General features: G+C 69.7%; 27 protein-coding genes. 12 read left to right on the top strand and 15 right to left on the bottom strand.

The window, feature by feature from the left end; translation table 11 throughout:
- Nucleotides 1-54 precede the first annotated feature (54 nt).
- The 3 genes from D456_RS0108560 to D456_RS0108550 form a co-directional block, all read right to left on the bottom strand.
- Nucleotides 55-1,020: a class I SAM-dependent methyltransferase gene (locus tag D456_RS0108560; protein WP_017575760.1), complete on the bottom strand. Its 966-nt coding sequence runs from the start codon at nucleotides 1,018-1,020 to the stop codon at nucleotides 55-57.
- Between the two features lie 120 nt (nucleotides 1,021-1,140).
- Entirely contained in the window at nucleotides 1,141-1,926 is a 786-nt protein-coding gene (locus D456_RS0108555) for an SDR family oxidoreductase (protein WP_017575759.1), read from the bottom strand.
- Between the two features lie 261 nt (nucleotides 1,927-2,187).
- Nucleotides 2,188-2,544 (bottom strand): aegerolysin family protein, encoded by a 357-nt coding sequence (locus D456_RS0108550; RefSeq protein ID WP_017575758.1) that lies wholly within the window; start codon nucleotides 2,542-2,544, stop codon nucleotides 2,188-2,190.
- A 391-nt stretch (nucleotides 2,545-2,935) separates the two neighbouring features.
- Here D456_RS0108550 and D456_RS0108545 point away from each other — a divergent pair, with 391 nt between their 5' ends.
- A complete protein-coding gene (locus D456_RS0108545; RefSeq protein ID WP_017575757.1) occupies nucleotides 2,936-3,481 on the top strand; it encodes a type 1 glutamine amidotransferase domain-containing protein in 546 nt (181 codons plus the stop codon).
- Between the two features lie 60 nt (nucleotides 3,482-3,541).
- On the opposite strand, the gene D456_RS0108540 is transcribed toward D456_RS0108545, so the two are convergent.
- The 5 genes from D456_RS0108540 to D456_RS0108520 form a co-directional block, all read right to left on the bottom strand.
- On the bottom strand, nucleotides 3,542-3,811 hold the full coding sequence (locus tag D456_RS0108540) for a metal-sensitive transcriptional regulator (RefSeq protein WP_017575756.1): 270 nt from the start codon (nucleotides 3,809-3,811) through the stop codon (nucleotides 3,542-3,544).
- Between the two features lie 89 nt (nucleotides 3,812-3,900).
- Nucleotides 3,901-4,014: a methionine/alanine import family NSS transporter small subunit gene (locus D456_RS25560; RefSeq protein WP_017575755.1), complete on the bottom strand. Its 114-nt coding sequence runs from the start codon at nucleotides 4,012-4,014 to the stop codon at nucleotides 3,901-3,903.
- Nucleotides 4,011-5,564 carry a sodium-dependent transporter gene (locus tag D456_RS0108530; protein WP_026115697.1) on the bottom strand — a complete coding sequence of 518 codons (1,554 nt, stop codon included), beginning with the start codon at nucleotides 5,562-5,564 and terminating at the stop codon, nucleotides 4,011-4,013. The genes D456_RS25560 and D456_RS0108530 overlap by 4 nt, the downstream gene beginning before the upstream one ends.
- 266 nt (nucleotides 5,565-5,830) lie before the next feature.
- Nucleotides 5,831-6,469 (bottom strand): HD domain-containing protein, encoded by a 639-nt coding sequence (locus tag D456_RS0108525; protein ID WP_026115696.1) that lies wholly within the window; start codon nucleotides 6,467-6,469, stop codon nucleotides 5,831-5,833.
- A 140-nt stretch (nucleotides 6,470-6,609) separates the two neighbouring features.
- Nucleotides 6,610-7,617, bottom strand: a complete 1,008-nt coding sequence (locus D456_RS0108520; RefSeq protein WP_017575752.1) for a DUF2804 domain-containing protein — start codon at nucleotides 7,615-7,617, stop codon at nucleotides 6,610-6,612.
- A gap of 155 nt (nucleotides 7,618-7,772) precedes the next feature.
- Between D456_RS0108520 and D456_RS0108515 the strand changes: the two genes are divergently transcribed.
- The 3 genes from D456_RS0108515 (at nucleotide 7,773) to D456_RS0108505 (ending at nucleotide 11,522) form a co-directional block, all read left to right on the top strand.
- Nucleotides 7,773-8,198, top strand: coding sequence for an HIT family protein (locus tag D456_RS0108515; protein WP_040698938.1), 426 nt, complete (start codon nucleotides 7,773-7,775; stop codon nucleotides 8,196-8,198).
- A 713-nt stretch (nucleotides 8,199-8,911) separates the two neighbouring features.
- Nucleotides 8,912-10,279, top strand: coding sequence for an NADP-specific glutamate dehydrogenase (gene gdhA / locus D456_RS0108510; RefSeq protein ID WP_017575750.1), 1,368 nt, complete (start codon nucleotides 8,912-8,914; stop codon nucleotides 10,277-10,279).
- A gap of 487 nt (nucleotides 10,280-10,766) precedes the next feature.
- Complete coding sequence (locus D456_RS0108505) at nucleotides 10,767-11,522, top strand: class I SAM-dependent methyltransferase (RefSeq protein WP_017575749.1); 756 nt, start codon at nucleotides 10,767-10,769, stop codon at nucleotides 11,520-11,522.
- 456 nt (nucleotides 11,523-11,978) lie between these two features.
- Here D456_RS0108505 and D456_RS0108495 read toward each other — a convergent pair whose 3' ends face one another.
- Nucleotides 11,979-12,578 (bottom strand): TetR/AcrR family transcriptional regulator, encoded by a 600-nt coding sequence (locus tag D456_RS0108495; RefSeq protein ID WP_017575747.1) that lies wholly within the window; start codon nucleotides 12,576-12,578, stop codon nucleotides 11,979-11,981.
- 158 nt (nucleotides 12,579-12,736) lie between these two features.
- Between D456_RS0108495 and D456_RS0108490 the strand changes: the two genes are divergently transcribed.
- The 3 genes from D456_RS0108490 to D456_RS0108480 all read left to right on the top strand — a co-directional run bounded on the left by D456_RS0108490 (nucleotide 12,737) and on the right by D456_RS0108480 (nucleotide 15,594).
- The gene (locus D456_RS0108490; RefSeq protein ID WP_017575746.1) at nucleotides 12,737-13,594 is read left to right on the top strand and encodes an SDR family oxidoreductase; all 858 of its coding nucleotides are present in this window, start codon (nucleotides 12,737-12,739) and stop codon (nucleotides 13,592-13,594) included.
- Nucleotides 13,595-14,143: 549 nt separating this feature from the next.
- Nucleotides 14,144-14,476: a hypothetical protein gene (locus D456_RS27905; RefSeq protein ID WP_160166723.1), complete on the top strand. Its 333-nt coding sequence runs from the start codon at nucleotides 14,144-14,146 to the stop codon at nucleotides 14,474-14,476.
- Between the two features lie 566 nt (nucleotides 14,477-15,042).
- Entirely contained in the window at nucleotides 15,043-15,594 is a 552-nt protein-coding gene (locus D456_RS0108480; RefSeq protein ID WP_017575744.1) for a sugar O-acetyltransferase, read from the top strand.
- Here the strand turns inward: D456_RS0108480 and D456_RS0108475 are convergent.
- Together D456_RS0108475 and D456_RS0108470 are read right to left on the bottom strand one after the other, a co-directional pair.
- Entirely contained in the window at nucleotides 15,581-16,237 is a 657-nt protein-coding gene (locus D456_RS0108475) for a GNAT family N-acetyltransferase (protein ID WP_017575743.1), read from the bottom strand. The two genes, D456_RS0108480 and D456_RS0108475, sit on opposite strands and share 14 nt — an antisense overlap.
- A 107-nt stretch (nucleotides 16,238-16,344) precedes the next feature.
- The gene (locus D456_RS0108470; RefSeq protein ID WP_026115695.1) at nucleotides 16,345-18,228 is read right to left on the bottom strand and encodes an ABC transporter ATP-binding protein; all 1,884 of its coding nucleotides are present in this window, start codon (nucleotides 18,226-18,228) and stop codon (nucleotides 16,345-16,347) included.
- 66 nt (nucleotides 18,229-18,294) lie between these two features.
- Between D456_RS0108470 and D456_RS27760 the strand changes: the two genes are divergently transcribed.
- Together D456_RS27760 and D456_RS0108460 are read left to right on the top strand one after the other, a co-directional pair.
- Nucleotides 18,295-18,426: a hypothetical protein gene (locus D456_RS27760; protein WP_017575741.1), complete on the top strand. Its 132-nt coding sequence runs from the start codon at nucleotides 18,295-18,297 to the stop codon at nucleotides 18,424-18,426.
- Nucleotides 18,427-18,442: 16 nt separating this feature from the next.
- Nucleotides 18,443-19,006, top strand: coding sequence for a GNAT family N-acetyltransferase (locus D456_RS0108460; protein WP_017575740.1), 564 nt, complete (start codon nucleotides 18,443-18,445; stop codon nucleotides 19,004-19,006).
- Nucleotides 19,007-19,024: 18 nt separating this feature from the next.
- Here D456_RS0108460 and D456_RS0108455 read toward each other — a convergent pair whose 3' ends face one another.
- On the bottom strand, nucleotides 19,025-19,432 hold the full coding sequence (locus tag D456_RS0108455) for a helix-turn-helix domain-containing protein (protein ID WP_017575739.1): 408 nt from the start codon (nucleotides 19,430-19,432) through the stop codon (nucleotides 19,025-19,027).
- A 186-nt stretch (nucleotides 19,433-19,618) separates the two neighbouring features.
- Between D456_RS0108455 and D456_RS0108450 the strand changes: the two genes are divergently transcribed.
- A complete protein-coding gene (locus D456_RS0108450; protein ID WP_017575738.1) occupies nucleotides 19,619-20,614 on the top strand; it encodes an alpha/beta fold hydrolase in 996 nt (331 codons plus the stop codon).
- A 348-nt stretch (nucleotides 20,615-20,962) separates the two neighbouring features.
- Here D456_RS0108450 and D456_RS26835 read toward each other — a convergent pair whose 3' ends face one another.
- Complete coding sequence (locus D456_RS26835; protein WP_160166722.1) at nucleotides 20,963-21,211, bottom strand: hypothetical protein; 249 nt, start codon at nucleotides 21,209-21,211, stop codon at nucleotides 20,963-20,965.
- A gap of 158 nt (nucleotides 21,212-21,369) precedes the next feature.
- Here D456_RS26835 and D456_RS0108435 point away from each other — a divergent pair, with 158 nt between their 5' ends.
- Entirely contained in the window at nucleotides 21,370-21,765 is a 396-nt protein-coding gene (locus D456_RS0108435; RefSeq protein WP_017575735.1) for a DUF4097 family beta strand repeat-containing protein, read from the top strand.
- 10 nt (nucleotides 21,766-21,775) lie between these two features.
- On the opposite strand, the gene D456_RS0108430 is transcribed toward D456_RS0108435, so the two are convergent.
- A complete protein-coding gene (locus D456_RS0108430; RefSeq protein WP_017575734.1) occupies nucleotides 21,776-22,165 on the bottom strand; it encodes a hypothetical protein in 390 nt (129 codons plus the stop codon).
- Between the two features lie 237 nt (nucleotides 22,166-22,402).
- Nucleotides 22,403-23,242, bottom strand: coding sequence for a GNAT family N-acetyltransferase (locus tag D456_RS23855; protein WP_239643789.1), 840 nt, complete (start codon nucleotides 23,240-23,242; stop codon nucleotides 22,403-22,405).
- Nucleotides 23,243-23,479: 237 nt separating this feature from the next.
- Here D456_RS23855 and D456_RS0108420 point away from each other — a divergent pair, with 237 nt between their 5' ends.
- A complete protein-coding gene (locus D456_RS0108420) occupies nucleotides 23,480-24,226 on the top strand; it encodes a class I SAM-dependent methyltransferase (RefSeq protein ID WP_017575732.1) in 747 nt (248 codons plus the stop codon).
- The last annotated feature ends 253 nt before the right edge of the window (nucleotides 24,227-24,479 follow it).

Below are 24,479 nucleotides of genomic sequence, written 5' to 3'. Positions count from 1 at the left end.
TCCTGCCCTGGCCGCGGGGCGGTGGTGTGCGCCCGCCCGCCGGGCCCGGCGGGCTCATGCGGGGCGGTGGCCCCGGGCGTGGATGATCCAGGCCGGTTCCCACCAGTAGTCGCACAGGTGGTGGGCCTGCACGTCGGTGAATCCGGCCCCTTCCAGGTCATGGACCCAGTCCTGGACGGAGTGTTCGTGGTTGGTGCGGGTGTGGGTGGCGAAATGGCCCAGGATCACCGGGATGATGAAGCCCGCTCCGACCAGGTCGCGCTCGGCCCCGTATTCGCGCAGGCCCCCTTCGAGCCGGCCCGCGCAGTCACGGAACCAGTCCGGGTCGAAGGGGTCCTCCACGGGGGCGACGTCGAACTCGACCACGGCCAGGGCGCGGGTGCGCGAGGCGAGGTGCCCCAGGACGGGGCGGCGCCGGCGGGGTGGCAGGGACTGCAGGGCGAAGGTGGACTGGACCAGGTCCCAGCCGGTGTCGGGACGGTCGGTGGTGAAGTCCTCGATGGTGGCGGCGAAGGCCCGGTGGGCGAAGCCGTTCCGGGTCAGGGCGCCGGCGGCCTGTTCCAGCAGGGCGGTGCTGGGCTCGACCAGGTCCACGTGCGGGGCGTGTACGGGCGCTGCGCGCAGGGCCGGCAGGAGGGCGAGCCCGTCGCCGGGGCCGATGTCGAGCAGGGCGCGGGGGCGTTGTTCCTGGTAGATCTGCTGCAGGGCCCGGGAGGTGGCCCGGTACAGCTGGAGGTTGCCGCCGGCGCGGATGAAGGCGCTGAAGGCCTCGGGGGAGTCGTAGACCGGGGCGTGCCCCTCTTGCAGGTGCAGGTGGAACAGGCGGGCGAATTCGCTGTGGGGGTCGAGGGTGCGGGCGCGGTGTGCGTGGTGGCGGGCCAGTTCCCACCGGTCCTCGGAGTGGGCCCACACGGCCAGGTACAGGGCGGTCTCGGCGTCGTCGGTGTTGTCCGGTCCGGTGGAGGCCTGGTGTGCGTTCAGGCCTTGTCGGTGGGCGCGGTGCAGTTGTGTGAGTGGCATGGGTTGTTCCTGCGGTGTCTGCGTCAGCTCTGCAGGGGCCGGGCGGGGCGGGTCAGGGCCTGGTGGTGTGTGCGGGGTCGGCGTGCGGGTCCAGGGCCTCGTTCGCTGTGTGTGGTCCCCTCACACGCGGGGTGAGGAGAGCGGCCACCAGCGGCCCTGGTATCCGTCGCTGCCCAGGGCGCAGAAGTCGGCGAAGGTCTGGGTGCCCACCTTCCGGTCGGGGGCCAGGTGCTCGCCGCGGCCGAAGGCAGCCATGGTCGCCCCCGGAAGGCGTACCGGGACCGGCCGCCGGTGCGATCCCACCGAGTCCAGATAGGTGTGGGCCAGCTCGGCGAGGGGTTGGATCGAGGGTCCGGCCATGTCCGTGACCCGTCCCTGGGGTTCCTGCACGGCCAGGTGGGCCAAGCGGGCGGCGACCTCGGCCGTACCGATGGGCTGCACGGGTATGTCGGGCACCGCCATGACCGGGAGTCGGGCGCTACTGCGTACCAGCAGCCGCACCAGGTCGTGGAACTGGGTCGTGCGTAGCACGCTCACCCCCAGGTCGGAGGCCAGCAGGGCCTGTTCCACCAGGTGTTTGGTCTTGTAGTAGCCCAGCGGGACCCGGTCGCAACCCACGATGGAGATGTGTACCAGGTGCTGCACGCCGGCGGCCCGGGCGGCTGCGATGAGGTGGCGGGTGGCGGTGATGTCGCCGCCGGTGGGGGAGGTGGCGCAGTGCACGAGTGTGTCGGCACCTTCCAGGACCTGGGCCAGGCCCGTGCCGGTGCGCAGGTCCACCGGCGGGGTGTGGTCCCGGGCCGGGTGGCGGCTGGCCGGGCGTACCTGGTGGCCCTGCCCGCGCAGCTGCTCGGCCACGGGCCGGCCCAGCGTCCCTGTCGCTCCGGTGACCACGATCGTTGCCATGCGCCCTCCCTGGGTCGGAAGGGCCCAAGTTAACACCGGTACGGCGGCGGGCCCGGGTGCTGCGCGCGTGGTGTCCGGGCCCGGCCCCGCACCTGTGTTCTGGCGGGCTTCGGTGTCGGTGCGGGTGTTGGCCGGTTCGCCGCGGTAGCGGGGGTGCGTGCGAAGACGGAGCAGCCCCCGCGCCGCGTTGTGCTGCGCGGGGGCTGCCGGGGCGTGGCGCCGCGGCCTTGCGGCCGGGTGCTCACCGTTTCCACGGGTCCGCTACATCTTCGGATGCAGGTTCAGCTTCACATGGGCGTTGTTCCCGTGGATGTCGCTGTAGGTCTTGTCGTATCCTTCGGGGACCTGGACGCCGAACGCGTTCGACCCTACGCCCGGGTTGTCCCAGTAGATCTTGAATTCGCCGTGCGAGCTGCGGTAGACGACGTTCCCTTCGGTTCCGGTGCCGAACCCCTGGGATTCTGCGTGGACGATCCCCTTACTCATGCCGGGGATCCTTTCGGGGGGCGTGTCCTGGTCGTTGTTGCCCCAGATTCCGTGGCTGAGGCTCTTCTCCGTGAGCTCGAGGTCGAGCCCGGTGAGGTTGATGACCTCGATGCAAAAAGAACGGTATGCCATTATTTCCCTCCTTTCGGCGCGGGCTTGGGGGGCCGCTGTTTTCTTTTTCCCCGGGGCGGCGCCCCTGCAAACGGAGCGTATTGATTTTTTCATGGCCCGCCATTGGATCGAAGAAGCCATTCTTCTCGCAGGCACAGGAATGTTGGATTGTCAATAAATATTGCAAAAAATGGCGCGGGTGCAGGGTTTTGTTTTTGTGTTTTCTGTGGCTGTGGGTGAGCGAGGGGAAATAGTGGCTCCGGTTCGGGCCCGCCGGCCGGAGCCGTTGCAGCCCGTGCTGGCCAGGTGGGCCACCTCACCGCCGCACGGGCCGTGGCCGGGTGTGAGGCGGGTGCACTGGTGGGGTAGGGGCGAAGGTGAGAGCGCACGCTCGCGGAAGAAGGGGGCTCTCATGGCTGGCCAACTGAGTGGACGCAAGGTCGCTGTCCTGGCGGCGGACGGGGTCGAGCGGGTCGAGCTCGTCCAGCCCCGGCAGGCGCTGGAGGAAGCCGGCGCCCAGGTGGAGCTGGTCTCCACACACGGGGGACAGATCCAGTCGATGAACGGCGACATCGACAAGGGCGACCGCTTCGACGTGGACCGGGAGGTCTCCCGGGTGGGGGCCGGCGACTACGACGCGTTGGTGGTGCCCGGCGGCACGATCAACCCCGACCAGCTGCGGGTGAACCAGGACGCGGTCGGCTTCGTGCGCGACTTCGTGCAGGCCGACAAACCCGTGGCGGCGATCTGCCACGGACCGTGGATCCTGGTGGAGGCCGACGTGGTGCGCGGCCGCACCGTGACCTCCTACCCCAGTGTCCGCACCGACCTCACGAACGCGGGCGGCACGGTGGTGGATCAGGAGGTGGTCACCGACCAGGGGATGACCACCAGCCGCAACCCCGACGACCTGCCGGCGTTCTGCGAACGTATCGTGGACGAGTTCGCGGGCGCCTGAGAAAGCACTCGGCCCGGCCGGTGCACGCAGCACGGGCCGGGCCTCGGTGTGTCAGAGGGATCAGGCCAGGGCCAGAAAGAGTTTTTCCAGTTCCTGCTCACTCATGGGGGGTTCCTCGCCATTGGCGCGAGCAGCGGTGCAGTCGCGCATACCACCGGAGACGATCTTGAATCCGGCGCGGTCCAGGGCTCGGGAGACCGCAGCGAGCTGGGTGAGGACCTCCGAGCACTCCTCGCCCTGTTCGATCATGTGGATCACCGCCGAGAGCTGGCCTTGGGCACGGCGCAGGCGGGTGAGGGCGTTGCCGGCCATCTCGGGTCTCATCTGCATGGATTGACTCCTTCCCCGGCCCAACATACCGCCCCCGGTATGGAGCCGCCCGCGGCGGGTGGCGCGCGGGCGGCTCGCGGTGGTGCGGGTCAGTCCTTCTCCGCCTCTTCGGGGTTGCGCAGCAGGTGGGTCACAGCAGCCGCCAGCCCGCCCCACAGCAGGGCGATGGAGATGGCCATCATGACGATCGCGCTGGTACTCATCGGCGCTCCTTCGCATCCTGGTCGTGGTCGTGCGGCTCTTCCCGCGCATCGGCCTGGGCGATGCGGTCGGCCCGCTTCCAGGGCAGCAGGGCCATGACGACGCCGAAGGCGACCGCGCCCAGGGCCACGCCCCACCCGGCGATCAACAGGAAGGTGTCGGGGTAGCCCTCGTAGTTCTCGGTGAGTTCGGCGCGCAGGCTGTCGAACATCATGAAGCCCAGCAGCAGCGGGGTGACCACACCCAGCGCCACCCGCCACCAGGTGCCCAGCCGCAGGAGGGAGACCTCGTTGGCGTGGCGCTGGAAGTAGGGCAGGCGGCGCAGCACCCAACCGAGGACGATGATGAGCACGAGCCCGGCCAGGGCGATGCCGTACTGGTTGATGAAGTGGTCGAAGGAATCCAGGATGTAGAGGCCTTCGTGCGTGGGAAAGAGCAGGATCGAGGCCAGAGCGGTGGCCCCGCCCACCAGCGCCACGGACTGCACGCGCCCCAGGCGGGTGCGGTCCTGCACCGCCGAGACGACCACCTGCACGATGCTGATCATCGAGGTCAGGCCGGCGATGGACAGCGAGAGGAAGAACAGCACCCCGAACAGCGCACCGCCCACGGGCAGGCTGGAGATGATCTGGGGGAAGGCCACGAAGGCCAGCCCGATACCGTCGGCCACGACATTGTCCACGCTGGTGCCGGCGGTGGTGGCCATGAAGCCCAGGGCAGAGAAGACCCCGATGCCGGCCAGCAGCTCGAAGGAGCTGTTGGCGAAGGCGGCCGTGACGGCGGTGCCGGTCAGGTCGGTCTTGCGCTTGAGGTAGGAGGCGTAGGTGACCATGATGCCGAAGCCGATGGACAGGGAGAAGAAGATCTGTCCGTAGGCGGCGATCCAGACCCCGCCGTCGAGCATGGCACCCCAGTCGGGCGTGAACAGGGCGTCCAGGCCCGCGGCGGCACCCTCCAGGGTCAGCGCCTGCACCACCATGACCAGGAAGAGCACCACCAGCACCGGGATGAAGACCTTGTTGGCCTTCTCGATGCCGTTGCGCACACCCAGGCCCAGCACCACCAGCACCACGACCCACACCCCGATCAGAGGCCAGGCCACACCGGAGACGTAACCGGAGATCATGCCGGGCGCCTCGGCCACCTGCAGGAACTCGGAGTTGAAGAACCCGTCGGGGTCATCGCCCCACTGCTGGCCGAGGGAGAACCAGGTGTAGCGCACGGCCCAGGCCACGATGACGGCGTAGTAGACGGCGATGACGAAGCAGATCGCCACCTGCCACCAGCCGATCGCCTCGGCGGGGCGTTTGATGCGCCGGTAGGACAGCGGTGCCGAGGAGCGGTAGCGGTGCCCGATGGTGTATTCGAGGATCAGCAGCGGGATGCCCGCGCTCAACAGGGCGATCAGGTAGGGCAGGAGGAAGGCCCCGCCCCCGTTGTCGTAGGCGACGTAGGGAAATCGCCAAATATTTCCCAGTCCGACGGCCGAGCCGATGGCGGCCATCAGAAAGCCCGCGCGCGTTCCCCACTGCTCGCGAGTCTGTTGGACCATGTTCAGGTCTCCTAAATCATCCCGTAGTTCGCGAGCCGCACGCTAGCAGGAGTTGCGCTGATGAGCACGGTCGCGCATGCAGGGTGATCAGGATGTCGCGCAACTGGGTGCTTTTGGTGATCAGGTGTCCAAGCACCGGCCTTCTGCACCGAAACAGAAAGCCTTCCTTGCGGTCCGCATGTAGAGGATCTTGCCCCGGGCGAAGGACCCGGTTCCGGAGCGGGGAGCGCTTCTGGCGCCCCGCCCCGGAACCGGCGCAACGGCCCTTACTCGGGCCAGGGGGAGGCCTTGATGGCCTCCACGAAGTCGCCGCGCACGAACCCGGGCACACAGTGGGCGAGCACATCGGCCTTGACGTTGCCGAACGTGGTCTGGGGACGGTCCCTGATGCCTTCGGTGAAAGCACCCAGGATCCGGTTCTTGAAATCCGGCCGGGGATGGGCCGCCACCACGGCCTCGCGCTGCTGCTCGGAGAGCGCATGGTACCCGACCCCCATCACATCCAGTTCCACCCCGCGGGTCAGCAGAGCGATCTCGGAATCCATGTGCAGCGGGATCTCCGGTGTGGTGTGCAGGGCGATGGCCGTCCAGACCCGCTCGGCCTGCGGGCCGGAGACGTCGTGGGCGTGCAGGAAACGCCGCGCCTCGTCGGCACCGTCGATCTCGAAACGCTGATCGGTACGGCCGAAACGTCCCGTCAGCCCCAGGTCGTGGAACATCGCCGCGACGTAGAGCAGTTCCGGGTCGAACCCCGACCCTTGCTCCTGCCCGCGCAACGAGGCCCACAGGAACACACGCCGGGAATGGTCGAACAGCACCCCCGGCGCTTCCTGCCGGACCAGTTCGGTCGCCTCCCGTGCCAGAGCACTGTCGGGGATGGACACCCCCGCGATCGACTCGCTCATGATCACTCCACTCCTTGGTCCTTGTGGCCTGTGCTCAGGATCGCTCCCGAAGCAACGCCGTGCACGGACCCCGGCACCAGGGCCCGCGCGCGTCGGAGCCGGAAACACCCCCGCAGCCCCCTACCGCACCACGGCGGGCCTCACCACCGCATGTGCACGTGCTCGGCAAAACCCGGCAGGGCGTGCACGGCGATGGTGCGGCCCCGGTCGGTGACCACGGTGCCCTCGTAATGGCCGAAACACTGGGTGGTGTCGTTGAGGACCAGCCCGACGTCGGCACGGTCGGCCCGCTCGTGGAAAGGCGTGAAGGTCAGATCCACCTGCGCCGAGCCGGGGGTGTGCATCCGCCAGGGACGCAGGGGCGCGGCCCGGTCGTAGTCCCACCGCAGCTCCTGCCCGATCTTGGTCAGGTGCCCGTCCACGCACAAGGCGTTCTCGGTCAGACCGGTACCTTCGGTCCATTTGCCACCCAGCTGCAGGCCCAGGGTGTGGCCGTCGGCGCGGCCGGCCCCCGCACCCCAGTTCCAGGTGGTCTCGTAGGGCCAGCGCCCGCGCCCGTGGTCGAGCACGCCCCAGGCATCGGTGAAGTCGATGTCCTGCCCGGCCAGGCGCACGGTGCCGTGGGCGGGACGGGCGGTGTGCTTGGAGGTGTACTGGAACCGGGTGGAGCTCCAGGGGATGACCACGTTCATGCTCTGGTGTCCCGGGGGCAGGGTGACGGTCAGGTCAGCGCTGAGCGGCCCCTCGGAAGTGGTGCAGGAGAACCGCAGGCGGGTCCCCTCGGCCGTGTCGTGCACACGGGCGCGTACCGGCCCCAGAGCGGTCACCGGCCCCGACCCCAGGCTCCGGGGCACACGCACCCCGTGGGCCAGAGGACGTAGAGCGGTACGGGCGAGGTCGCGTCCGCTGTCGTGTTCGAGCAGATAGACGCTGGTCAGGCCCAGGTAGTCGATGTCGGCCACGGTCAGCGCGATCGAGTGCGTGGGGGTGGAGACCAACCAGTACTCCCAGCGCTTGGTCCGGCCCCACCCGGGCAGCGCGGTGGTGTGCAGCGGGGTACGCGACCAGCCCACCGCCTCGGGGTTCAAACGCCCCTCGGGCGTGCACAGGGCCACGGGCTCGGTGAGTTCGTTCTCGTGTGTGGACATGGCCGAAGCCTAGAGCGCCCACAAGGACGGGCGCTCTCCGGCGGCCTGCGCGGCGCGCAGGCCGGAAGGCCGGCCCGTCCGCCGGGGCGGGGATGGCCCGCTCCGGCGGACGGGTGCCACGATGGGCCCCTACCCCGCAGGTGAAGGAGCCGCGCGTGCACGCATGTGTGTTCTGCCGGGTCCGGGGCGGGTCGGCCCGGGCCAGCGTGGTGCACCAGGACGATCTGGTGCTGGCGTTCATGGACCTGATGCCCATCAACCCCGGCCACGTACTCGTCGTGCCGCGCATGCACGCGACCGGTCTGGGCGAGGTCCCCGACCAGGTGGGTGCACGCATGTGGAGCCTGGGGCGGCGGCTGGGCGGGGCCCTGCGCGCGAGCCCCGTGCGCTGCGAGGGCGTGAACCTGTTCCTGGCCGACGGGGCAGCTGCCTTCCAGACGGTCTTCCACGCGCACCTGCACGTGATCCCGCGTTTTACCGGGGACTCCTTCCCCCTGCAGGGGCCCAGGGCACAGGCCCCGCGTCGGGAGCTGGAGGAGGGCGCCGCCCAGCTGCGCGAGCTGCTCGCGCACGTGCACTGACCCTTCTTCCGCCCACGGGGCCCGGACTCCGGGCGCGGGGCCGCACGCCGCGCGCCCGGCCCGTGTGCCAGGCGCTGGCGCGGCTCCCGCGGGAAGCACCTGTGGGGCGGTGTCGAGCACCTGGAGCGCATCGGTACCCTCGAGGGGCGGGCCTTCCCACAGCTCCAGGGCCCTGCAGACGAGTGCGGCGGCCCGATCGGCGTCGTGGGGCGCACCGTGCTGTCCTCCTCCCACGGGGCTTCGAAGCGTTCGGGTCCGGAACCGCCGGGGGGCGGTGGTTGCGGTGGCGGGCGTGCAGGAAGTGAGGCGTTGGGGGTTGGGTAGCAGGCGGCGCAGCCGGTGCCTTCACACGGCCCTCGCCGGCACGGCCGGTCGTCGGCGCGGCTTGCCGGCCCCCGGCCCTGGTACCGCACCCTGGAGGGTTCTCAGGGGGCGGGGCTCCGTATGGTCCATCTCACCTGCCCCCCACGTAGGGCACAGGTGATGGCAAATCCCCCTGGGGTATGCCGGTCCGGGGGAACGACTCGGCAAGAACGCAGGTCAGTGAGGACCGAAAGCCTGGTCAACAACCGGATGGGCCCGAAGGCCACCGAGTAGACAGGTGGCTTCCGGGAAATATCCCGAAACACCCTCGGACACGCGTGTGTGTTTCGGGTCGGCCACAACGGCGTGGTGCACAGCAGAACAGCCACAAGAAGGGACCTGGTACCTCCATGGCCAGCGAGTCCGACCTCCACAACCACCACCCCGGTGTGCGTTCGGCCTACAAACACGTGGTGCGGCGCAACCCCTACGAGCCCGAGTTCCAGCAGGCAGTGCTGGAGGTACTCGACAACCTCTCGCCGGCACTGACACGCCACCCCGAGTACGACGACCAGCGGATCCTGCAGCGCTTGTGCGAGCCCGAACGCCAGATCATGTTCCGCGTGCCCTGGCGCGACGACAACGGCGGCGTACACGTCAACCGGGGCTTCCGCGTCCAGTTCAACAGCGCCCTGGGCCCCTACAAGGGCGGCATGCGCTTCCACCCGAGCGTGAACCTGGGCGTGATCAAGTTCCTCGGCTTCGAGCAGATCTTCAAGAACGCGCTGACCGGGATGAGTATCGGCGGTGCCAAGGGCGGCAGCGACTTCGACCCCAAGGGCCGCTCCGAGGCGGAGATCGAACGCTTCTGCCAGTCGTTCATGACCGAACTGCACCAGCACCTGGGCGAGCACACCGACGTACCGGCCGGCGACATCGGGGTGGGCGCCCGCGAGATCGGTTACATGTTCGGCCAGTACCGGCGCCTGGCCAACCGGTGGGAGGCCGGGGTGATGACCGGCAAGGGCCTGAACTGGGGCGGCTCGCGTGTACGCACAGAGGCCACCGGCTACGGCACGGTGCTGTTCACCCAGCGCATGCTCGAGCGCAACGGCAAGGAACTGGACGGGCGGCGCGTGGTCGTGTCCGGGGCGGGCAACGTGGCCCTGTACTCCATCGAGCGCGCCCAGCAGTTGGGGGCCAACGTGGTGGCCTGCTCCGACTCCACCGGATACGTGGTCGACGACAAGGGTCTGGACCTGGAGCTGCTCAAGCAGGTCAAGGAGGTCGAGCGCAAGTGCATCGACGTCTACGCCGAGCGGCGCGGCCAGAGCGCGCACTATGTCCGGGACGGCAGCGTGTGGGACGTGCCCTGTGATGTGGCCCTGCCCTCGGCCACCCAGAACGAGCTGGACGCCGACGCGGCCCGCACCCTGATCGACAACGGGGTGATCGCGGTCGCCGAGGGGGCGAACATGCCGACCACCCCCGAGGCCACCTCGTTGCTGCGCCGGGCCGGGGTGCTGTTCGGCCCGGGCAAGGCCGCCAACGCCGGCGGTGTGGCCACCAGCGTGCTGGAGATGCGCCAGAACGCGCGCCGCACCTCCTGGTCCTTCGACCACGCCGAGCAGGAGCTGGCCGAGACGATGGCCGGCATCCACGACCGGTGCGAGGAGGCGGCCGAGCGCTACGGCAGCCCGGGCGACTACGTGCTGGGGGCCAACGTGGCCGGTTTCGAGCGGGTCGGTGACGCGATGCTGGCCCAGGGCCTGATCTGAGATTCGCTGCCGGGGGCGGGGTGCCGGAGTTCTTCGGCACCCTTCCCGTGCCCGGTCCAGTGGCCGCAGCCGGGGCCCCGGCTGCGGCCACTGGACCGGGGCCCCGGCCGCCCTTTCCGACAAGTCCGGGACCAGCGCCAGGAACAGCCCGGACGCGGTCGGCCCACTACGCCGACGAGTGGCACACCGGAACGAGCCTGGTCGCATTGGGTTTCGGTATCGTCCTGGTGCCCGGCCGGCGCCGCTGACCGAGGACGCGACCATCACGCGCATCCCGTTGCGCGGGGAGCCGACGCCGGTGCGGCGGCTGTTGACCGCCCCCGGCGGGACGGGCGCACTCTACCGGTGGCGGGCCGAGCGCTGGAGCTGATCACCGACACCGCCGTGGAACTGGGCCGTGAGCCCGTGGCCCCTGCTCACACGGCGGGCCCGGGCCAGGGCTCCAAAACCTGGTGAGAGGGCCCGTCCGGGCTGCCGTCCTGGAGCGATGGTCGATGCCCACTACAGCGAACCGGACCTGGCCGCGCTCTACGACCTCTTCAACACCTGGGAGTCCTCGCCCCAGAACCCCTTCCACCTGGAACTGGTCATGGCTGCCCAGGACGCCTTGGACGTGGGGCGCGGAACCGGCAAACTGCACCGCATCGCACGCGAGCGCGGGCACCGCGGGCGCCTGGTGGGTCTGGACCCGGCCCAGGCGATGCTGCAGGTGGAGCGCGGCGACGTCGAGTGGGTGCTGGGCGATCTGGTCCGGGGGCCCTGCCACGGACAGGCCGGCGGTCCCTTCGAGGCAGAGTTCGACCTGCTCACGATGTCCGGCCATGCCTTCCAGATCTGGCTCACCGACCAGGAGGCCCGTGCCAATCTGGCGGGGGCGCGGCGTGCGCTGCGCACCGGCGCTCTGCTGGCCTTCGAAACACGTAACCCGGCCGCGCGCGGATGGCAGAAATGGACGCCTGAACACGAACACAGGGCTATCGCGCCCGACGGACGCACGGCCACAGAAGTGCACACCCTGGAGCGTGTGGAGGGGGAACTGGTCACCTTCAGCGCCGCCTACACGGTCCAGGGACGGCAGGAGCCGGGCCACAGTCGCAGTACGCTGCGTTTTGCCGATGCGGGCACGGTCGAGGCGCTACTGACCCAGGCGGGTTTTGCGGTGCAGGCGCAGTACGGGGACTGGGACCGCAGTGCACTCACCGGTACCTGTCCGGAGATCATCACCCTGGCCCGGGCCATCTGAGCGGGTCCGGGTAGGGATCCGGGGCCGGGCGGGCATACTGGACCCACAAGGCCCCGGCACTGGGAACGGGAGGCGCACGTGTTCTTCTTCTACAACAGCCGTATGGGGTGCGCGGGCTCGTTGCTGGTCTCGATCGCCCTGACCGCGGTCCTGCTGCTGGCACTGCGCGCGTGCGGGGTGTTCTGAAGGCCCCGGCCCCGAAAACCTGGCTCGGCGGACCGGGCCCGCCGGCCGGTCCCGGCCGAGCACGGTGCTGGACTCGAAACCGTGCCGGTCACGGGTGGACAGGCCGCCCCGGTGTGCTGTGCTTCTCCGTGCCAGGACCATAAAACGCCCGTGCCGACCGGCTCGGCTGCAGGGATACGGGTTCTTTTGCTCCCGAACGCATCCGCTCTGTCCGAAGGATGCGGTATCCCAGGTCCATCTGGGTACGTCTGTCGCCCACTCTGCCGGCCTTCATTCAGGGGGAGACGCCTGGTGCCCACGGATGCCGTGGAGGAGGAAGGCGGTGCGGCGGTCGTAGGCCTCCCGTGGCGGGTGGCCGCCGTGCTTGAGGGCGAGTGCGTTGTCCACGATGAGCGCGTGCAGGTCCTCCACCGTGAACTCGGGTCGCAGGGCCGAGGAGATGTGGCCCGCGGCGACGAGTTCGTCGTTGATCGCGCCCGCGGCCCGACAGATGTCCATGAGCTGTCGGGAGTGGGGGTACTCCTGCAACAGGATGTCGTTGGCGGCGGGCTGCCGGTACTGGAGGTCGCGGATCGCGGTGAGGTAGTAGGAGATCCGTTCTCCGGCACCCTGCAGGGCACGCGTGCGGTCGATGACGGCGTAGAGCTCGTTCGCGACGGCTTCTTCGATGACGGCCTCGATGAGGCCGACCCGGCCCCCGAACCGGTTGAAGATCGTGGCCTTGCTCACCCCTGCGGCCTTGGCCACCTCTTCCAGCGGCACGGCCAAACCCCGCCCCTGGAAGGCTTCGATCGCGGCGCGGCGGATCTGCTCGGTGTTGCGCCGGGCATCGGCGCGCAGCCTGGGCTTCGCGGGGGTCGTACCAGCCATGGTCCTTACTGCCTCTCGCTGCCGCAACCTTGAATTGGCTCGTATGGTCAGTTTATCTACAGTCGACGGCGGACACGAAAATGACCCTATTGGTCAACTTAAGCTCCGGTGTGCCACCAGGTCGAACGCCGGTCGGCACGCAGGGAAGGAACACGCACATGATCGTCGTCACCGGAGCCACCGGCGCGCTCAACGGGGCCACCGTCGAACACCTCCTCGCACGCCTTCCGGCCGACCGGGTCGGCGTCAGCGTGCGCGATGTCGCCAAGGCCCGGCACTTCGCGGACCGGGGCGTGCGCGTGCGGCAGGGCTCCTACGAGGACCCGGCTGCCCTGCGCGCGTCCTTCGAGGGCGCCGACCAGGTGCTCCTGGTGTCCGGGAACGACCCGGCGGCCGACATGGTGGGCCTGCACCGCAACGCGATCGACGCGGCCGTCGCGGCCGGTGTCCGGCGGATCCTGTACACGAGCCAGCAGGGCGCTGCGCACGGGGGACCCTACCCACCAGCGGCGATTCACGCCGCCACCGAGGAGATCCTCGCAGCTTCAGGGGTCGCATGGACCTCCCTGCGCTACGGCTTCTTCGCCCACAGCTTCGCTCCCCTGCTCGGGCCCTGGCAGGAGAGCGGGGTGATCGCCGCCCCGAAGGACGGTCCCGTCCCGTGGACCGCCCCCGATGACCTGTCCGAGGCCACGGCGGTCGTCCTGTCCGGCGACCGCTCTTTCGACGGCGCCATCACCCTGATCGCCGACGAGGCCCTCACACTCGAAGACTTCGCCGGGATCGCCTCCGCACTCAGCGACCGGACCATCGAACGCGTCGTCGTGGACGACGAACAGTGGGTCGCCGACCAGGTGGCGGACGGTGTTCCCGAGCCCGCGGCCCGCTTCACGCTCACCATGTTCCGCGCGACCCGCGAGGGGTACTTCGCGCAGCAGGACCCTTTGCTGGCCGAACTCCTGGGCCGTGAACCCCGCAGCGTCGCCGACCGACTCGCTGAACAGATCGGGCTCTGAAGGCCTCGGTGCGGTCGAGGTGGTCCTGGTCACGGAGCTGAGGGGCACGGCGACGTCAACGGCTCTACCGCCACGTGCAGTCGTCCTCCTCGCCCCCGAGCGGCGCTCGACCGTCTTCACCGGGCTGTCCGGGTCGGGCCAGTCCTTCCTGGTCTTCGGCACCATCGCCGCCGGGTCCCGGCGTCTGGTCAACGAGACCTGCACGCACTCCGTGCCGTCGTTCATGCCCTCGACCGACCGTCCCGACGTGGACTTGCGCCATCTGAGCGCGGCCATTGTCGTGGACCAAGAACGCATGGGATCCAGCTCCTGCTCGACCGTGGGAACCGCCACCGGCTCCGCAGCGATGCTGCGCCTCCTTTTCAGCCGCGCCGGCTCGTCCCGCTCGGAGCCCTCCAGCGCCTTCACCTTCAACGACTCCGAGGTCATGTGTCCCCGATGCGAGGGACCTGGGCACACCAACACCACGGACATCGACCAGCTCCTCGACCGCGAGCTGTCGTTGGCCGGGGGCGCCATCACCGTTCCGGGACATGCGGTCGGGAACTGGTGCTGGCAGGTCTTCGTCGGCTCCGGGCTGCTCTCGATGCCAACAGGAAACTGCGCGACAAGGGCAGCATCGTGCTGGTGGTCGAGCACGAATCCGAGACGATCGCCATCGCCGACCACGTCATCGACCCGGGTCCGGACGGCGGGAGGGTGGCCTTCGAGGGCAGCCCGGCCGAGGCGGGCACGCCGAGGCTCCTCGCCTGGAGTGCGGAGGCGACCGAAAACAGAATAACCCGGACAACAGCGGCCATTCTATTTGAAGTGGATTTTCTGCTTGAGTCTTCGGGGTTTTCCGAAAAACCCAGCGAACTGGTGTTCGGCGCGCTAGCTTGAGCTGCGTAAACAAAAACCCCGGAACGGCGTTGAGACCGTTTCGGGGTCCGGTCGGGCCCTGCTGCTGCAGGACCCGACTTCCCACCTCCCTGCACTACCAGGAAGGCGACATCGTGAATCATACACTCGATGTTCCCCTCGCAACACCCGGAACCGGTTTTTCGTCAGGCCCGGTCCAGCGCCCCCGCAAACACATGAGCGGCATCAAATTCACCAAAGCCATACGGCTCGACCAGGCGCGCGCGCAAGGGCTCTTTCCCACCCCGATCTCCCCACGACTACACCGCCGCCGTGGAGCGGGCCGTGAACCAGCGCTGACCCGCACGGGCGATCGGACCTGCCGGACCCGACCGCCCGCCAGGGCTGGGTGAATCGGTGTGGCCCCTCACCCAGCCCACAAACATCAGGTACTTCTGGCGCACCGGGTGGACCAGGGCGCCGCCGCGCTACGGGAAGACCGGCACCCGCCCCGGGCGCTGGGCCCTGCGATCTGGACCGACCACCTGCGCCGGCCGGACACGGGCCGCTAACGTCAGAACCCGCACCACCGACCCCAGGAGGAGCCCATGGCCACCCAGAAGGAACGCATGCTCGCCGGGCAGCTCTACAAGGCCGACGACCCCGAACTCCAGGCCGACCTGGAACGGGCCGAGAACCTGGCCCTGGCCTTCAACGCCACCCCCGTCAACACCGACTCGCGCCAAAATGCCCTGGGCGAGCTGCTGGGCAGCGTGGGCGAAGGCGCCTACGTGCGCCCGCCCCTGGCGGTCGACTACGGCTACCGCATCAGCCTGGGCGCCCACACCTTCGTGGGCACCGGCGCCGTCATGCTGGACGTGGCACCCATCACCATCGGCGACCACACCCAGATCGGCCCCGGCGTGCAGCTGCTCACCCCCACCCACCCCCTGGACCCCCTCCAGCGCAAGGAAGGCTGGGAAGGGGCCCAGCCCATCACCATCGGCGACAACGTCTGGCTGGGCGGCGGGGCCATCGTCTGCCCCGGCGTCAGCATCGGCGACAACACCGTCGTGGGCGCCGGATCGGTGGTGGCCAAGGACCTGCCGGCCGACACGGTGGCCGTGGGCAACCCCGCCCGCGTGGTCAAGGCCTTGTGAGCCCGCCCTCCGGGCACAGGGCCGGGGTGACCTCGCAGTGCTCACGCCAGCCCAGCGAGCCGTACAGGCCACGCCCGGCCTCGGTGGCCACCAACACCCCCCGCTCGGCGCCCTGGCCCGCACTGATACGGCCCAACGCGCCCATCAGGGCCCGGCCCAGCCCGCGGCGCCGGTGCGCCGGAGCGGTACAGACCCGGTCGAAGACGGCATGCCTGCCGTGCAGGGCCGCCCACGCCTCAGCGGCCGGCTCGCCCTGCCCGGTCACCGCCAGCGCCCGGTGAGTACCCCCTTGCGACTGGATCTGCAACCGGTAGGGCTCAGGGGCCGGATCGCCCCCGCGCCCCAACGGCGCGGTCATCAACACCTCGCCCCGGCCCACCCGCCACCCGGGCCCCAACGCCGCCACCGCCTCCGGGCGCGGCCCGAAGACCTTCACGACCGTGCCCGGCCCGCGCCAGGCAGGCACGTGCCGGGCCAGGGCCCGGGCCGAGGCCACCACATAGCGCACACGGTGCTGGGGCAGACCCACCTCCAGACGGTGGGCCTGCTCCAGGCGTGTGGGGGCCCCGACATCGCGGGCCAGCGCCCACCCATGGGCCCAGACCTCGGCCAGGTGCGTGATCTGTTCGCTCGCGGCCTGCATACCTTCCAGGATGTCACCGCCGAAGCGGAGCCCGGACCCGCGGTGCGGCCCACACCACGGGCCAGGGGCGGGCCCGAAGGTGCCCGCACACCCCCGGTCCCGGCCTGTCAGAGGCCGGCCCCCACCTGCTCCCCCTCGGAGAACTGGGTGCGGTACAGCTGGGCATAACGCCCCTGGCGCGCCAACAGCTCCGCGTGGGTGCCGCGCTCGACGATCCGGCCCTGCTCCACCACACAGATGGCATCGGCGGCCCTGATCGTGGACAGGCGGTGGGCGATCACCAACGACGTACGCCCGGACAGCGCCCCCTGCAGAGCCTGCTGCACAGCCGCCTCGGAGGTGGAGTCCAGCGCCGAGGTGGCCTCGTCCAGAACCACCACCTCCGGCTCGGCCAACAACAACCGGGCGATGGCCAACCTCTGGCGCTCACCACCGGAGAAACGGTGGCCCCGCTCACCCACCACCGTCTCCAACCCCTGGGGCAGAGCCGCCACCAGCTCACCCAGACGGGCCTGCTCCAGCGCCCGCCAGAGCTGGTCGTCACTGGCCCCGGGCGCGGCAAGGGCCAGGTTGGCGCGGATACTCTCGTGCAACAGATGACCGTCCTGGGTGACCATGGCCACCTTCGACCGCAACGTCGCGAAAGTCAGCTCACGTACGTCCTGCCCGCCCAGGCGCACACTGCCGGCATCGGGATCGTACAGACGCGGGACCAGCGCGGCGACCGTGGACTTGCCCGCCCCCGAAGAACCCACCAGCGCCACCATCTGCCCGGGCTCGACAGTGAAGGAGACCTGCTCCAACACCGGGGAGGAGGCACCGGCCTCCGGATCCGCCCCCTCCTCCAGCGAGGCCAACGACACCTGCCAGGCCCCGGGGTAGGTGAAGTCCACCCCCTCCAACTCCAACGACAAGGGCCCCTCGGGCAGGGCCCGGGCCCGTTCACCCTCCGCGACCAGGGGCCGCAGGTCCAGGACCTCGAAGACACGGCTGAAACTGACCAGAGCGCTCATGACCTCCACCCGCGCCCCGGCCAACTCGGTCAGGGGCGCATACAAGCGCGTGAGCAGCATGCCCATGGACACCACCGTGCCCGCCTGCACACCACCCGAGAGCGCGTAGAAACCACCCAGCCCGTAGACCAGCGCCAACGCCAGCGCCGAGACCAGGGTCAGAGCGGTGAAGAAGACCTCCTGGACCATGGCCGTGCGCACCCCGATCCGGCCCACCCGGTCGGCGCGGCGGGCGAACTCGGCCGACTCGGCCCCGGGCCGGCCCGAGAGCTTGATCAAGGTCGCCCCGGACGCGGAGAAACGTTCGGTCATCCGGGTTCCCATGGCGGCGTTGTGCGCGGCGCGTTCGCGTTCCATCCGCGCCAGGCGCACACCCATGCGCCGGGCCGGCAGCACGAACAACGGCAACAGGGCCAGGGCGGCCAGGGTGATCTGCCAGGACAGGACCAGCATCGCCCCCAGCGCCAACAACAAGGTGACCACGTTGCTCACGATGCCCGACAGCACGTCGCTGAAGGCGCGCTGGGCGCCGATGACGTCGTTGTTGAGGCGGCTGACCAGAGCGCCGGTGCGGGCACGGGTGAAAAACGCCACCGGCATGCGTTGGACGTGGTCGTAGACACTGGTGCGTAGATCCACGATCAACCCCTCGCCCACACGGGCCGAGAGCAGGCGCACCAGCAGCCCCAGACCGGCCTCGGCCACAGCCACACCAGCGATCAGGGCCGCAAGGGCCACCACCGTGCGCAACGGCCCGCCGGCCACGATCAGGTCCACGACCTGCCCCGCCAACAAGGGCGAGGCCACCGCCAGAGCGGCCGTGAACACGCTCAGGACCAGGAACCAGGCCAGGGCCCGGGCCCGGGGCCGGGCGAAGGCACCGATGCGCCGGAGCGTGGCCGCCGAGAAGGGACGGTGGTCCTGCTCGGCGTGCGTGGCGTGGTACAAGCTGCTCCACGCAGCCCTTTCCATACTCATAAGACATCCCGTTGCTCGTCCGGTGTCGTGGCAGGAACCGTAGAACCTCAACCTTTATTCAGGTCAATGGGGGAGTGGAGCACCCCTGCCCGCACCGCCGAACACACCACCCACGACGCCCCGCCCCCGGCCGAGCACCCCGGCACCGCCCTGACGTGCACCGGCCCCACCGGAGCGGTACCGTGGCCCACGACGTGAGAGGGAGGCACGCCCTGTGACCACCACCGACACCAGCCCGAACCAGCCGGAACTGAGCTACCGCGCCGCCACCGAAGCCGACGCCCAGGCCCTGTCCGACCTGGTCAACTCCTGCTACCGGGGAGACAGCTCCCGCCAGGGCTGGACCACCGAGGCCGACCTGCTCGACGGCCAGCGCGTGGACCCCCCGTCCGTACGCGCCCTGATCCAACGCCCCGACACCACCGTCCTGCTCGCCGAGTCCGACCGCACCCTGGTGGCCTGCTGCGAACTCCAACGCGGTATCAACGGCACCTACTTCGGCATGTTCTCGGTCTGCCCCACCGCCCAGGGGCGCGGCCTGGGCGCACGCGTACTGGCCGAGGCCGAACAGACCGCCGCCCGCCTGTGGCGCTCCCGGCTGATGCGGATGAAGGTCATCAAACAACGCACCGAACTCATCTCCTGGTACGAACGCCGCGGCTACGTGGGCACCGGACGCACCGAACCCTTCCCCTACGGCGATCCGGCCTTCGGCGAGCCCAAACGAGGGGACCTGGCCTTTGTGGAACTGACCAAGGAACTCGACCCCGTCGTCTGATCCCTCCCGCCGCAGGCCTCAACGGTTCTCCAAATTGGCCGACATCTGCTCGAGCACGTGCACCGCCGCCCGGTAGTCGCGCTCGCTGATGCCCTCACTCAGACGCCGCCGCGACTCCTGGATCCGCTCGAAGAGCTCCTGATGGGCCCGGGCCCCCTCCCCGCTCACCGACACCCGCTCCTGGCCCTGCACCCACCGGCGCGTGCGCAGCTGCTCCACCACCGGAGCCACACTCTGCTCCTGCTCGTCCAAGAACGGAGCCAGGCGAGCATCCAACTCAGCCACCGTGGCCGCACCCTCCTGCAACGAATGCAACACCTGCCAGTGGCGCCGGTGCAGCGACTCAGCAGCCAAAATCCGGTCGAAATCACTCTCGATGAGCCGGTCCAAGTGCTTGAGCCAGTAACCGATCGGCAACTCGGACATCGTTTTCCCTCCACGGGTCAGCCACCCTTGCCTGCCGGCGCCCCGAGAGGCCGGGGCGCCCCCTGGTGTGGTGGCTGTCTACCCGCCGGCCCCGGGCCCTCCACCCGCAGCCGCAGCTCTAGGCTCGAACACACAGACCCCGGGCCCGGCCGGGCCCGGCCACCACCGCCCCCGAAAGGACGAGCGTTGGCAACGGGCCAGAGCAGCCACCTCACACACACCCACATCGACACCGGCACCACCACCCTGCACGTGGCCGAACAGGGCAGCGGCCCTCTGGTGGTACTGCTGCACGGCTTCCCCGAGAGCTGGTACTCCTGGCGCCACCAATTCACCGCCCTGGCCGAGGCCGGCTACCGGGTGGTGGCCCCCGACCAGCGCGGCTACGGCTCCAGCCACAGCCCCCAGAACATCGAGGACTACACCCTGCCCCACCTGGTCGGCGACCTCATCGGACTCATCAAAGCCCTCGGACAACAACAGGCACTGGTCGTCGGCCACGACTGGGGCGCCCCCGTGGCCTGGGCCGCGGCCCTGATGCGCCCGGACATGGTGCGCGCGGTGGCCGGGCTCAGCGTCCCCCCGTCCCCACCCGCATTCATGCCCCCGCCCTCGCTCACCCGCCGACTCTACGGCGAAGATTTCTACCAGGTCCGTTTCCAGGAACCCGGGGTGGTCGATGCCGAACTGGCCGCCGACCCGGCCGCCACGGTGCGCCGCCTCCTCGTGGGTGCCTCCGGCGACAACCCCGCCCTGACCCAGCCCCGACCGTGGGTGGTGCCCGAGGGCGCGCCGGTACTGGAGTCCATGCCCGAGCCCGGCTCCCTGCCGCAGTGGCTGGACAACGAAGACATCGAAACCTTCGCCGCCGACTACGCCCACCACGGCCCACGGGCCTTCACCGGGCCGCTGAACTGGTACCGCAACATCGAACGCAACCAGCACCTGATGTCGCCCTTCGCCGGAGCCACCATCGACGTACCGGCGCTGTACATGGTCGGCGACCAGGACATGGTCACCGCCCTGCACGGGGTCTCCCAACTGCGGGAATCCCTGCACCTGATCGCCCCGAAACTGCACGCCCAACACACCCTGCCCGGATGCGGGCACTGGACCCAGCAAGAACGCCCGCACCAGGTCAACGAAGCCCTGCTGGACTTCCTGGCCCACGTGCAGGACTGAACCCGCCTCTCCTTCGGCCCAGGACACACAAGCCCCCCACCACCCGGCGGTACAGGCACCCGGTGGGGCCGGCCGGCCCCACCGGAGCGGCCCACGAACCCGACCGGGCCCGGCTCACACCCCCGCAGACCCGCGGCCACAACCGGCCAGAACACCCACCCCGGCCAGAGCCCGTAACACCCCGAAAACCCCACACCCACACCCGGCCCGCCCCGGCCGCCCGGCGCCTGCTGCTGAGCCCCAGTCCTGGACCAGGCTCGTCCACAGCACCGCAGCCGGCCTGCACGCACCCCCTGGCAGCCACCACCCCGGCGTGTCGGCGCTGCTGTCCCAGCACGTGGTCAGCCGCTACACCGACGACCTGCTGGGGCCGGCTCCGCCCAGGTCGGCTACCTGCTCAAGGACCGCATCGCCGACAGCGACGAGTTCCCGCACACCCTGGCCCTGATCGCGGCCACGGTCCTGTCGGTCCTGGGCAACTTCGCCCTGACCCACCAGGAAACCTCCCGGACCCTGCAGAGCCAGGGCCAGATGGAGATCGACAACCGCACCAACGGCTCGCTCCACCTCACCACCGGCGACGTGGACCGGATCCACATCCAACGCACCCTGCGCACCAGCCCCTGCGCCAAGTCGACGAAACCATCGACGAAACAGACGAAGGCACACACCTACAGGCCCAGTGCACCGGCCCCGGCCTGTTCTTCACCACCTGCGCCGCCGACCACCGCATCACCCTGCCCCAGGACAGCCACGTGCAGGCCCACACCACCAGCGGCCGGATCGAGACCAGCAACCACCACGGACCGATGCAAGCCGAAACCACCTCCGAAGCCCTGGACCTGACCCACGTGCAGGGCCCGGTCCAGGCCCGAAGCACCAGCGGCAGCACCAGCATCGGCGACTTCACCGACGCGACGGTCTCCAGCGCCTCCGGCGGCGTGCAAGCACACAGCGACCAGCAGGTGGAATCACTGACCGTGGAAACCACCAGCGGCAGCGTCACCCTCCAGGTCCCTGACCAGCCCTACGAGATCAGCAACAGCTCCAGCTTCGGCAACTTCCGGATCGACGTCGGCACCTCACCGGGAGCCACCGCACGGATCAGCATCGACACCAGCAGCGGATCCGTCCAACTGACCCGCCCCTGACGCCGGGCCCCTACCCACCGACGGGCTCGAACCGCAGCGCCGCCCAATCCGAATCGATCGGCACCTGGGCGGTGCTGTGCCAGCCCGCATCCACCAGACTGTCCCACCCCTTCTGCGCGGTCAGATCAGTGATGATGGTGCCGCCACGCTGAGGAAAACACACCCACAACCGGGTCCCGGGGCCCACCGCCGCCAACGTCCGCGGCGTCTCCCGATCGACCGTGCCCCGGTCCAGAGCGAACAGATGCACGTCGTCGTAGACCGCACCCTCGATCGGCCCCAGATCGATGTGCAGATCAGAAGGCGGATCCAACAACCGCAAGTAACGCTCGGGAGCGTTGAGGACGAGCAGCCGGTCGCCGGCCTGCACCCCCAGTTTCTGGGCGAGCGTCTCCGACATTCCTCCTCCTTCGGTGTGCCGCGCGGGTTGGCCAGCAACCCCTCTCGCAGGCAACAGTACGATCCACAGGCCGCCGAACCGAATATCTGCCCCGCACCCCACCTTAGACGCCCCTGCCGCCAGACCGCCGCCAAGCCGCAGCAGGCACGCGAAGGCACACCAACAGGGCGCCCGTGTACACACCCGGGACCACAGCACAGACGCCCGTGCCGCCGGAACCGGCACACCCGAGCGGCCTCACCCGTGCCTGAACACACCCGCACGAGACCACCGGCGCACACACCCGCGCAGACCCCGCACCGCGACGGCCCACGCCAACAACGGCGCGTTCACCCGCACCACGACCATGAGCGCGTCCTTGCCCCCGACCCGCTCGGCGAAGAAACCATCGATACGCGCATCCCCGCACACCGGCTCACACCCATACACCTGCCCCTCGAACACCCGATAGGCATCACGCACCAACAACCCCTCCGGCTCCAGACGGGGACCGTCCCCCAACCAGTGGGCCGCCTCCTGCGCCACACGCCGGACCCGAGCGGGCACGGCCCGGTACTCGTTGGGAAAGACCCGGTCCGCGCCCAGCCCCTTGCGCCAGCCCGCGTAGACGGCCGGGTGGCGGGTGCGCAGCAGTACATAAGTGGCCGCCCACGGGTGGGACCAGATCTCCCGCGCCATGAAACGCAACGCCAGAGCAGCCGAGAGCCCGAACCGGCGGTGCTCGGGCACCACCCCGGCCGCATCCAGATACACGACCCTGCGGCCGGCGAAACACTGCCGGTGGTAACCACCCCACCCCACCGGCTCACCGTCAGGGCCCAGGATCAGAGCCAGAGTGGAGATACGGTCGAAGAACCCGCCCTCCACACGCGCATCCCAGTAATCGGAATGGTCGGCCCCGAAAGCACGCGCGGCCAAGGACCGCAACAGAACCTGCAGACGCTCGCGGCACTGCGGCCCCAACAGGTCGGGCCGCTCCCACCGGGCCAGACGGTAACCGGGACTCAACCGCCGGACCGTGGGCTCCACACTGAGTCCACGCAATTGCGGGCACGGGGGACGGGTCTGAGCGGGCAACCGAACTCCCCACCTTCCTCACTGACTGCATCCAAACGAATCCTCAACGTAATCGATTGCTCGCCCCCGCGCCCGCAGTTCCCCGCACACAGCGAGTGGCCACCCCGCCCGCTCCTGGCCGCACACAGGCACAGTTGCGGCCCGGGCCGACCGCAGCAGAACACGCCCGCCCGAAGATCCAACACCGATCCACAGCAGGACCGGTGCAGCACAGCAGGAGCACACTAGGGTCGGGGCATGGACCACACCCCCCACAACCCCTCGGCCCCCGCCCAACCCGCAGAACCGGACCAGGCCAACGACTACGACAGCTTCGCCCGCGCCTACGCGGCCGACAACGACAACAACCTCCAGAACGCCTACTACGAACGGCCCGCGATGGTGGCACTGGCCGGACAGGTGAGCGGTCGCCGGATCCTGGACGCCGGCTGCGGTGCGGGGTCCCTGTCCGCTGCTCTGCGCGATGCCGGGGCCCACATGAGCGGTATCGACGCCAGCGCCCAGATGCTGGCTCTGGCCCGGCAGCGGCTCGGGGATCAGGCGGATCTGCGTGTGGGCGACCTGAGCGAGCCCCTGCCCTTCGCCGACGGCGCCTTCGACGACGTGGTCGCCTCGCTGGTGCTGCACTACCTGCGGGACTGGGGACCCACGCTGGCCGAGATGCGGCGCGTGCTCAGACCCGGCGGCCGGTTGATCGCCTCGGTGCAGCACCCCTTCGCCGACTACGCGGTCCAGGACCCCCGGCCCGACTACTTCGCGACCACCAGCTATCGCGAGGAGTTCACCTTCAGCGGGCAGGCCGTGCCGCTGAAGTTCTGGCGCAGGCCCCTGCACGCGATGACCGATGCGTTCACCACTGCCGGCCTCCACCTTCGCCGTATCAGCGAACCACAGCCCGACCCGGCCGCCCGCAACCTGTACCCCGAGGGTTTCCACGCCCTGTCGACCCGCATCGCCTTCCTCTTCTTCGTCCTGCAGCGCTGAGGAAGGAACGGACCCGACCCGGCACCAACACCTTCCCGCCCCTCGACCCCGCACCAACGGTGAACACCTGCGCCCGCACACGGGCAGGAACACGGCGGCAACGCTGCGTCAACACCGTCAACCCTCTCCCCCGGCACAAAAGGGGCCGGGGGAGAGGGGCAGGCACACCGCCACAGCACCGGACCGCGGGCTCCACACTGAGTCCACGCAATTGCGGGCACGGGGACGGATTTGAGCGGGCAACCGAACCCCC

Origin of the sequence: Nocardiopsis kunsanensis DSM 44524 (assembly GCF_000340965.1) — a bacterium.
Classification (GTDB): domain Bacteria; phylum Actinomycetota; class Actinomycetes; order Streptosporangiales; family Streptosporangiaceae; genus Nocardiopsis; species Nocardiopsis kunsanensis.
Note: the sequence above shows the minus strand (reverse complement) of the source record. Positions and strands in the feature narration are given on the sequence as shown.

What these genes read in the sequence shown, in the direction of transcription:
- D456_RS0108530 (WP_026115697.1), bottom strand. Translation starts at nt 5,564, where the DNA reads ATGGTCCAACAGACTCGCGAGCAGTGGGGAACGCGCGCGGGCTTTCTG.
- D456_RS0108505 (WP_017575749.1), top strand. Translation starts at nt 10,767, where the DNA reads ATGGTCGATGCCCACTACAGCGAACCGGACCTGGCCGCGCTCTACGAC.
- D456_RS0108430 (WP_017575734.1), bottom strand. Translation starts at nt 22,165, where the DNA reads ATGTCGGAGACGCTCGCCCAGAAACTGGGGGTGCAGGCCGGCGACCGG.
- D456_RS27760 (WP_017575741.1), top strand. Translation starts at nt 18,295, where the DNA reads ATGGGGGAGTGGAGCACCCCTGCCCGCACCGCCGAACACACCACCCAC.
- D456_RS0108480 (WP_017575744.1), top strand. Translation starts at nt 15,043, where the DNA reads ATGGCCACCCAGAAGGAACGCATGCTCGCCGGGCAGCTCTACAAGGCC.
- D456_RS0108420 (WP_017575732.1), top strand. Translation starts at nt 23,480, where the DNA reads ATGGACCACACCCCCCACAACCCCTCGGCCCCCGCCCAACCCGCAGAA.
- D456_RS0108560 (WP_017575760.1), bottom strand. Translation starts at nt 1,020, where the DNA reads ATGCCACTCACACAACTGCACCGCGCCCACCGACAAGGCCTGAACGCA.
- D456_RS0108520 (WP_017575752.1), bottom strand. Translation starts at nt 7,617, where the DNA reads ATGTCCACACACGAGAACGAACTCACCGAGCCCGTGGCCCTGTGCACG.
- D456_RS0108470 (WP_026115695.1), bottom strand. Translation starts at nt 18,228, where the DNA reads ATGAGTATGGAAAGGGCTGCGTGGAGCAGCTTGTACCACGCCACGCAC.
- D456_RS0108475 (WP_017575743.1), bottom strand. Translation starts at nt 16,237, where the DNA reads ATGCAGGCCGCGAGCGAACAGATCACGCACCTGGCCGAGGTCTGGGCC.
- D456_RS0108555 (WP_017575759.1), bottom strand. Translation starts at nt 1,926, where the DNA reads ATGGCAACGATCGTGGTCACCGGAGCGACAGGGACGCTGGGCCGGCCC.
- D456_RS0108455 (WP_017575739.1), bottom strand. Translation starts at nt 19,432, where the DNA reads ATGTCCGAGTTGCCGATCGGTTACTGGCTCAAGCACTTGGACCGGCTC.
- gdhA (WP_017575750.1), top strand. Translation starts at nt 8,912, where the DNA reads ATGGCCAGCGAGTCCGACCTCCACAACCACCACCCCGGTGTGCGTTCG.
- D456_RS0108490 (WP_017575746.1), top strand. Translation starts at nt 12,737, where the DNA reads ATGATCGTCGTCACCGGAGCCACCGGCGCGCTCAACGGGGCCACCGTC.
- D456_RS25560 (WP_017575755.1), bottom strand. Translation starts at nt 4,014, where the DNA reads ATGAGTACCAGCGCGATCGTCATGATGGCCATCTCCATCGCCCTGCTG.
- D456_RS0108550 (WP_017575758.1), bottom strand. Translation starts at nt 2,544, where the DNA reads ATGGCATACCGTTCTTTTTGCATCGAGGTCATCAACCTCACCGGGCTC.
- D456_RS0108525 (WP_026115696.1), bottom strand. Translation starts at nt 6,469, where the DNA reads ATGAGCGAGTCGATCGCGGGGGTGTCCATCCCCGACAGTGCTCTGGCA.
- D456_RS0108545 (WP_017575757.1), top strand. Translation starts at nt 2,936, where the DNA reads ATGGCTGGCCAACTGAGTGGACGCAAGGTCGCTGTCCTGGCGGCGGAC.
- D456_RS0108495 (WP_017575747.1), bottom strand. Translation starts at nt 12,578, where the DNA reads ATGGCTGGTACGACCCCCGCGAAGCCCAGGCTGCGCGCCGATGCCCGG.
- D456_RS0108540 (WP_017575756.1), bottom strand. Translation starts at nt 3,811, where the DNA reads ATGCAGATGAGACCCGAGATGGCCGGCAACGCCCTCACCCGCCTGCGC.